The organism is Peribacillus sp. YIM B13481, assembly GCF_042787985.1.
In the GTDB taxonomy this organism is placed as follows: Bacteria; Bacillota; Bacilli; order Bacillales; family DSM-1321; genus Peribacillus; species Peribacillus simplex_A.
The window spans coordinates 1-7,447 of record NZ_JBHZPE010000096.1 but is presented as its reverse complement, the minus strand read 5'-3'; the positions used below and the strand labels follow the sequence as shown (position 1 = coordinate 7,447).

Genomic DNA, 7,447 nt, shown 5'->3' with positions numbered 1-7,447 from the left:
TCTCTCATTCTACCAAGAGGTTATTTTTTTGTTCAAACTTCAATTTCACTGATTACAGGAATGCTGCCCCGTTAGTTGCATAAAGAATAAGCTACTGTTCAATTACAATAAAGCTGTTTTCTTTTAATATCCTTATCATGCATAAAACCGTTCAAAAATTTGAACGGTTTTTAAAATAGTTGATTAAAAATCTTCGAACTGTACTTATTTCATTTATAATGAGTAACAATAAAGGCTTTTTAAATACGAATTATAACGTAAGTCAATTATTTATCTCGTTCACTATACTATTGATTAGAGCGATAAGCGCTTGCTTAGTGCCCTCGTCTGTTACTGTAGCATTATCATTAAATTTGGTTCGGACTGATGGAACTAGCAACGATCCACTTTTAACAACAGTAGTATCCAACATATCCAGCGTAAGCAGTAAAGATTCATGCGCTTTTTCTCCCCCCGCAATCGATGGAGAAGCCGTTATAACAGCTACTGGTTTTTTATACAGTTCAGCTGATGAGACAAGCCACTCTAACGCATTTTTCAAGACTCCTGGTACACTTTTTGCATACTCTGGCGTACAGATAATAAGCGCATGCGATTCATCTAGCATCTTTCGAAAATCCTCAACAACAGCTGGTGGTTTCATTCTATCTATATCTGGATTGAAATGGGGAAGTTCTTTTATTCCATTATAAATAGTATAATCAATATCTTCGGGAATAAAAGCTGCTAAAGCCTTTAATATATTTGTGTTGGATGAACCTTCTCGAATGCTTCCTGAAATAGCTATTATCTTTTTTTGTTTGGTCATATTATCACCTCTACGAACAGATTACTTGTTCAACTACAAAAGAATCAAAGATATTGAACTATTTAACGAAAATCCAACAACTTTATTTGTAATTAAACATCTTTATTGTTATTGAAAAGCTGCCTTAAAGACAGCTCCGATCTTCAGCTATAGCACCCGATAGTTCATTAAGGGTTTTGCACTTCATTTTCCGAATGTATGATAATTGCAAGACCCGTACATTCAAAAGGTTGCCGCAGCAACCTCAATTATTGAAGTACAAGTCCTCTCTTTTCTATTTTTGATATGTAAAAGTTTATTTCTCATATACAATAGGGACTAGATCCATCCCCACCCTTTGAGCTGCAATATATCGTCTGTAACCATCCTTAAGGATCTTTGTATCCTTATTAATCGTAATGGGTTCATCTAAGCAGCCTGTCCGTTTAACATGATTTAAGACTTGCTGTGTTTTTTCGACACTCGGATTCGAATTTAAAAAATCTTCCGTTACAACAATCTGATTTAGTAAAATAAACTCTTCTGTTTCATCTGGTTTCATTTTTATTTCCCCCCCTATCTGGAGTCTAATTATATACTCTATTCACCTGTTATAAGACAAAGTTAATCAAGCTGTTCTCACTTTCTTCGTCCTCCAACATTAAAGCAAGCAATCTATTTAACATCAGTCAGATTATCAGAAGCAAAAAAATTAAAGGATCAGTGAGCTAAGCTCACTGATCCTTTATTAAATATGTATCCAACACGAGTACGTAACGATCTACCTTGCACTATTATGAATAGTTGATTACCTATTTATGATCTTTCGACCATAAATAAACAGTTCACCACCCATAATAATGGTTCGTTCGACCATATAAAATACCTGTACACCCATATACAACCTTTCGGCTGTATAAGAACGTTAACTTTAATTGAATCGTTTGCTCAATGAAGTCTTCGGCACTCGATATGATCTTCGCTCGACCCTATATGATAAGTTGGGACCTTATGACAATAATATCTTCTAGAGATACGACTGTCATAAAACCTTTCTTTACCATATAAAATCTTCCTCTGATTGCATAAGATCATTTATTTCTAAATCACCTATATACAATCTTTGGCTGAATTATATAGATCCTTTTTAGGATCTATATAATTTCGGGCTCAACCGTTACGTACTCGCTACCTATATAATGAGCAAGTTTAGTCCAATATATACGGTGTTGTAAGGGATTATTTTTGTCTGTTATTTGTTTATTGTATTGAAAGTATGATTATTGTAAGAATCGTTCTTTCAAAAGGCCGCCAATTGGCGGCCTTCTTATGGCGCTAACGCACCCGTTAGTTCATTAAGAACTGGTGATTTTATAACAAGAACAGCTATTAAATCAATCAACCATAACTTCCCATCCATCTGTGTATCCATCGTAAGGTTTACTTAATTCATCAATTCGTTTTTGTATATCAATAATGTCTTCGTAATTTAAAAGCATTTTTATAAAACAATAACAAGTCCAATCTTCTGTTTCATCATCTTTTTCTAATTCACAATTAAGGCCAGCATCTCTTAATGCATTTAATACAGATTCACCACTCTTTTTATCTGGAACTGCAACAAAAAAATCTACATCTTGTGATTCTTTAAAATCCACACCTTGTTTATATAGCATTTTTAGCACTTGTCCATCTTCAACGTTAGGGAATTTTTTAGGGAATAATTTCATTATTTATCGTCACCTTCATTCTTGAGTAGTAATTAGTTCTTCACGGTATTTTACTTCAACTAACCTGCCTTAAAGACAGCTCTGATCTTCAGCTAACGCACCGTTCATTAGGGATAAAATCTCATTCACCTGTTAAAATCTCTATAAATATAATGGTAATAACAAAAGCTAACAAAGAAAGTAAAACTCTATTAAATAAATGAATAGGCATTAGACGTTCTTTTAGCTTAAAGTATCCATTTAACACGACGATTAGTATAGCAAAATGAATAATTATTGCTATTAAATCAGTGTAAGTAAATGGCTTGCTTATGTAACTATCTGAGTAAAACCCTGTTAGGATTATTACAGTAAATAGAATAAATTGGATTCCAAAATATTTAATAAGATTCAAACTGCAAAAGCTCCTTCTCAATTTCTCATTGTGTTTCACCATTATTGTAGCTGTAAGAAACAACTTTGGGAAACAGTTACATATCGAGAAAACTTCTTCAACTAACCCGCCCCATTAGTTATTTAGAAAAAAAGCTGCCTAAAAAACAGCTCTGATCTTCAGCTAACCCAACTGTTAGCTTAACAACTATTCTTTATCTCGGTGCATCAAATTCAATTGGAAGAAAATAGAACTCAATAAAGCTATTATCATTCCTAACATTGCAGCATAACCAGAAAATACTTCATTTCCCTCGATAACACTACAAATAACTATTCCACCAATTCCACCGAAAACTAATATTAATAACCAAACAACTAAAGATGCCATTTTATCCCCCCGTACATTTATCTGTATATCATATTTTACCATTTCTTATTCAACTATCCTGCCCCTTTAGTTCCATAAGAAAAGGAGCTGCTGATCAGCTCCTGGTAATGAAGTAAAGCACCCGTTAGTTCAACAAGAACATTCACAAAGCCCCTCAAAGACTGATTCAGTAGGGGATTAACATAAATAGAGGAAGTAAAATTATAAGTTTTATTAAAATCTCCAAAATTGTGAACAAATTTAAGCGAACGTTAAGTTCTTGATAATCACCATGATAGATAATATTAAACAGATCATTGCAGGAATAATCATTACAATAGATTGATGCGCTCGAAAAATATGAGCATGTAGGGCTCCTATCATGATAAGTACAAACAATACACCTGATCCAATAGCCAAGTATCTATTCCAGATACCCCCAAGCATTCCTATTGCTCCAATAAGATCAATAAATCCAATTACAGACATGAACCATAATGGATATTGATAATGCTGCCAATGTTCAACCTGAAACGGGATACGTAAAAGTTTTATGAAACCTCCGACTAAAATAAAAACTGCTAAAATTACTTGCATAACAATAGCAATCATCTAACCTCACTCCTTTTAAAGACCTATTTAAGAGTATTCTCTTTTAACGATTGTATGGATATATATGTATATAATGATTCTATCATTATTAGAAGGGGTACCGCCAGCGAAACGCAGATTAACAACGCTAAGGGGCGAAGAACCCAAAAATCCCTTGATATGACAACGTTAAGAGAACCTTCCTAATCTCCATATGTCATAAAGTCCCTTAATCAAATGAAATATTGCATAACTTGAATGCAGGCTTTTTGACATGAGGAAATCAAAGGATATTAGGCTTGTCATAAAGCATGCTTTTTGACAGTAGCTACAACATTGAAAAAAAACCTATATTTGTTTAAAAACGTTAGTCATGCTATTCCATTAAAAGGCCATTTAATGAAATAAGGCTTATCAGCAAACTGCAGTTAAGTTGTAAAAGGAGTTTTGTAATTAAAACAGAATAATTATATTTACCTCCAGAATTTGTAAGTGAGTTATTTATCATTAGGTATCAATTAAAAAATACAAGATAATGAAAAAAGGAGGAAATTTAAAATGACGCATCCCGCATTAAAAATGTACGAATACCACGCATGGGCAAATGGAGTTATAATTGATCGTTTAAAAGAACTTCCGCAAGACATTTATCATAAGGAAATTCAAACAGGTTTTTCTTCAATATCAAAGGTGTTGTCCCACATTTATGCCTCAGATTACACATGGTTTGACATTATTTCAGGTAAAAGCATGAATGAAGCATTGGCGCATGAAGATCAGTTAAGAGAACAGGCGGAAACAAAAAGTATTGAGGAAATGAAAAAGATCTTTTTAGACTTATCTGAACGTTACAAAGCACTTCTAAACAGTCAAGAAGATATTGACAAGGTGATTGTAGTTGCTGGGTTGCTTGAAACCTCAGTTTCTGAATTGGTGCTACATGTTGTCACTCACGGATCTTATCATCGTGGGAATATAGCTACCATGTTACGGCAAATGGGACACACCTCCGTGATGCAAGATTATGGACTTTACCTATTCATGCCCCAAACTTCATGATTACTCGTCTGGGGGTCTTGTATATTTTTATAAAAATTCTTCAATTAAAAGAGTGCTAATGTAATAAGGTGTGAACACGTTTCAACGACCTGAGTAATTCTGGGATAGGGCGCGATTGTTAATAATTAAATCCCAATATCTCATTTATATCACTGAGAGATTGGGATTTTTAATGCTGGAATATCCTTAACGTTGTAAATCCGCCGCTACCCCTTATTATTTGTTCGTTTTAAGCTTTAAGAGCTTCAAAATAATCAAATTTTTATTTTAAAAAAAGATATGAAATTTTAATTATTCAAAATATATATTGACAATTACTACTGGGGAAATATAATAAAAATGGAATGAACACTCATACTTTCTTCAATGTTACATCCTAAATTGTAAATTTTCTCCCTCTATAGATTTAAACTTCAAAAGCTTATCATAGTATCGTCCCATTTCACGTTAAAATCATAACCAATTTAGGAGGAATGTTGATGCGTCATTATGTGTCTACTAGTCAAAAAGGAATTAATCGAGACTCACTGCCATTTAAACTATATGAGAAGGCTAAAAAATTTGGAACTTGGGATCCTAACAACATTGATTTTAGTAAAGATAAAGCAGATTGGGAATCATTAAATACGGACCAGCAAGATACACTTCTTCAACTAATTTCCTTTTTTTACGGTGCTGAAGAGGCCGTAACCCATGATATTCTTCCACTTATTTATGCAATTTCAAAAACAGGACAATATGAGGAAGAAATGTATTTAACAACCTTTTTATTCGAGGAAGCGAAACATGCAGACTTTTTTAGTCTTTTGTTACAAAACATCGGTATTAAACGAGATTTAAATTCTTTTCTTTCACCTGTTTATAGAAAGGTATTTGATGAAATATTGCCAGAAACGATGGGCCGCCTATTACATGACCAATCTCCTGAAGCCATTGCGGATGCCTCCGTTGTTTATAATATGTTTGCAGAAGGAGTACTTGCTGAAACCGGTTATTGGGATTTTTATGAGAGTTTAGCTAAAATTAAAAAAATGCCTGGCCTCCTAGAAGGGATTACCCATATTAAAAGAGACGAGTCAAGGCACATCGGATTTGGAACCTTCCTATTACAACGTCTTATTTCTGAGAATCCACATTTATTAGACCATATTTTAAATAAACTCCAAGGATTAATGCCAATTGCAATCGAATTGAGTGAAACGATGCGATTTGAAGAAGTAAGTCCATTTGGTGTAAAAAAATCAGATAGTCAAGCTTTTATGGCCAAACAATTGAATGCAAGGATAGAAGTGTTGAAGCGAGCTCAAGGTAAAAGCTTAGACGAGATTTACCGTACGGAAATTATTTTTGAATAATTAAAAGTCAAGGTGCAAAAAGCCACTACAAAACAGTTTCTTTAGATATATAATAATTATTGATCTGGCGCAAGAATTGAATAACGATGGACTGTTTCAGCAGTCCATTTTTTTTGTTCTTTATTCAGCTAAAGGGGCAGCAGTTTAATACAACAAGAGATCAAAATGAAAGGGATATAATATGATTAAGCCAATCTTGGAATATTCTGTATCTCATCTATTATTTTTATTCTTGGTAGTTTAATGAGAGCCTTAGTTAAGCTAGTCTATGCAAGTATGGAAATAAACGTAGATAATACTTCTGGTGGATGGTTTGTTGGTATAACAATCTTAATATTACTTTTTGTATTCTATAGAAATCGTCTTCAATTTTCAGGATTTTATAATGAGGAAGGAAAAAAAAACTCCCAAAGAAAATTAGTGTATCTTTGATTTGTTTTTCAATTTTTATGATAATCGTTGCACCTTTATTTCGCTAACTGGGAACATTAGTTTAAGAAGAATTTATTGATTTTAGGACTGAGATCTTATTTTAGTTATTCCAGAAAAGGGCGCGTTTGTTGAACAAGAAGTAAAAGGGCGATACATATTATATATGACTAATATGTATCGCCCTATATTTTTTATGGATTTTTACGATTTAGGTCTTGATAAGTTAACCCTGCTAACGCCTTTAGGCTATTTATTATTCTTCACAATCCAATAATTTAATGATTTTCTGAATGGCCTCCGTAGTATCCCCTTTTCTAAAAGCATCTATAAAGTCCATGTAAAGGAGTTCAAGCACTCTTTCAATGGTGTAACCATGGTTTGGATAAGATTCCTCCATATCTGCAAGAATGATTTCACCACGAAGGGCATATTTACGCCTCATACTTATAGGCAGGGCTTTTAGTTCTTCATGTTGCTCTTTATGAATGAGTTTAAAAATGGAGTCCGTTTTCTTTTCCAATACAGCAGTCTTTCCAGATTCATGTTCCAATCTAGTGAGAACTTTAAAAATCTTCTTTAAATCGGGGTTTATCTTTGCCTCATAAAGAAAATCCTCGTATAGAAGCGTTAATAAATCCCTTTGATCAAATGGTGTTTCTGTTATATCTTGAATATTGGACAGGTTACACTTAGTTGGACAATAAAAATAAGGGCATGTAGAATCATACACAATAAGTGAGGAGAATCTACT

Annotated in this window: 7 protein-coding genes and 1 pseudogene; 2 read left to right on the top strand and 6 right to left on the bottom strand. The window is 33.4% G+C overall.

Annotated elements, in window-relative coordinates:
* Positions 1-262 precede the first annotated feature (262 nt).
* The 5 genes from ACFX4X_RS24790 to ACFX4X_RS24770 form a co-directional block, all read right to left on the bottom strand.
* The gene (locus ACFX4X_RS24790; protein WP_377387423.1) at positions 263-808 is read right to left on the bottom strand and encodes an NADPH-dependent FMN reductase; all 546 of its coding nucleotides are present in this window, start codon (positions 806-808) and stop codon (positions 263-265) included.
* A gap of 295 nt (positions 809-1,103) precedes the next feature.
* Positions 1,104-1,349 carry a ParB N-terminal domain-containing protein gene (locus ACFX4X_RS24785; RefSeq protein WP_061463123.1) on the bottom strand — a complete coding sequence of 82 codons (246 nt, stop codon included), beginning with the start codon at positions 1,347-1,349 and terminating at the stop codon, positions 1,104-1,106.
* Positions 1,350-2,181: 832 nt separating this feature from the next.
* The gene (locus tag ACFX4X_RS24780; protein ID WP_377387420.1) at positions 2,182-2,517 is read right to left on the bottom strand and encodes a ribonuclease E inhibitor RraB; all 336 of its coding nucleotides are present in this window, start codon (positions 2,515-2,517) and stop codon (positions 2,182-2,184) included.
* Between the two features lie 580 nt (positions 2,518-3,097).
* Positions 3,098-3,280, bottom strand: a complete 183-nt coding sequence (locus ACFX4X_RS24775) for a hypothetical protein (protein ID WP_377387417.1) — start codon at positions 3,278-3,280, stop codon at positions 3,098-3,100.
* A 240-nt stretch (positions 3,281-3,520) separates the two neighbouring features.
* Entirely contained in the window at positions 3,521-3,871 is a 351-nt protein-coding gene (locus tag ACFX4X_RS24770) for a DoxX family protein (RefSeq protein WP_377387414.1), read from the bottom strand.
* Positions 3,872-4,408: 537 nt separating this feature from the next.
* Between ACFX4X_RS24770 and ACFX4X_RS24765 the strand changes: the two genes are divergently transcribed.
* Positions 4,409-4,909 carry a DinB family protein gene (locus ACFX4X_RS24765; RefSeq protein WP_377387411.1) on the top strand — a complete coding sequence of 167 codons (501 nt, stop codon included), beginning with the start codon at positions 4,409-4,411 and terminating at the stop codon, positions 4,907-4,909.
* A 479-nt stretch (positions 4,910-5,388) separates the two neighbouring features.
* Entirely contained in the window at positions 5,389-6,264 is an 876-nt protein-coding gene (locus tag ACFX4X_RS24760; protein WP_289336596.1) for a R2-like ligand-binding oxidase, read from the top strand.
* Positions 6,265-6,949: 685 nt separating this feature from the next.
* Here ACFX4X_RS24760 and ACFX4X_RS24755 read toward each other — a convergent pair.
* Positions 6,950-7,447: pseudogene (locus ACFX4X_RS24755) on the bottom strand (hypothetical protein); the annotation flags it as partial.

Excerpts from the sequence above, each read along its gene's own strand:
- ACFX4X_RS24785 (WP_061463123.1), bottom strand. The coding sequence starts at position 1,349 with ATGAAACCAGATGAAACAGAAGAGTTTATTTTACTAAATCAGATTGTT.
- ACFX4X_RS24790 (WP_377387423.1), bottom strand. The coding sequence starts at position 808 with ATGACCAAACAAAAAAAGATAATAGCTATTTCAGGAAGCATTCGAGAA.
- ACFX4X_RS24770 (WP_377387414.1), bottom strand. The coding sequence starts at position 3,871 with ATGATTGCTATTGTTATGCAAGTAATTTTAGCAGTTTTTATTTTAGTC.
- ACFX4X_RS24780 (WP_377387420.1), bottom strand. The coding sequence starts at position 2,517 with ATGAAATTATTCCCTAAAAAATTCCCTAACGTTGAAGATGGACAAGTG.
- ACFX4X_RS24765 (WP_377387411.1), top strand. The coding sequence starts at position 4,409 with ATGACGCATCCCGCATTAAAAATGTACGAATACCACGCATGGGCAAAT.
- ACFX4X_RS24760 (WP_289336596.1), top strand. The coding sequence starts at position 5,389 with ATGCGTCATTATGTGTCTACTAGTCAAAAAGGAATTAATCGAGACTCA.
- ACFX4X_RS24775 (WP_377387417.1), bottom strand. The coding sequence starts at position 3,280 with ATGGCATCTTTAGTTGTTTGGTTATTAATATTAGTTTTCGGTGGAATT.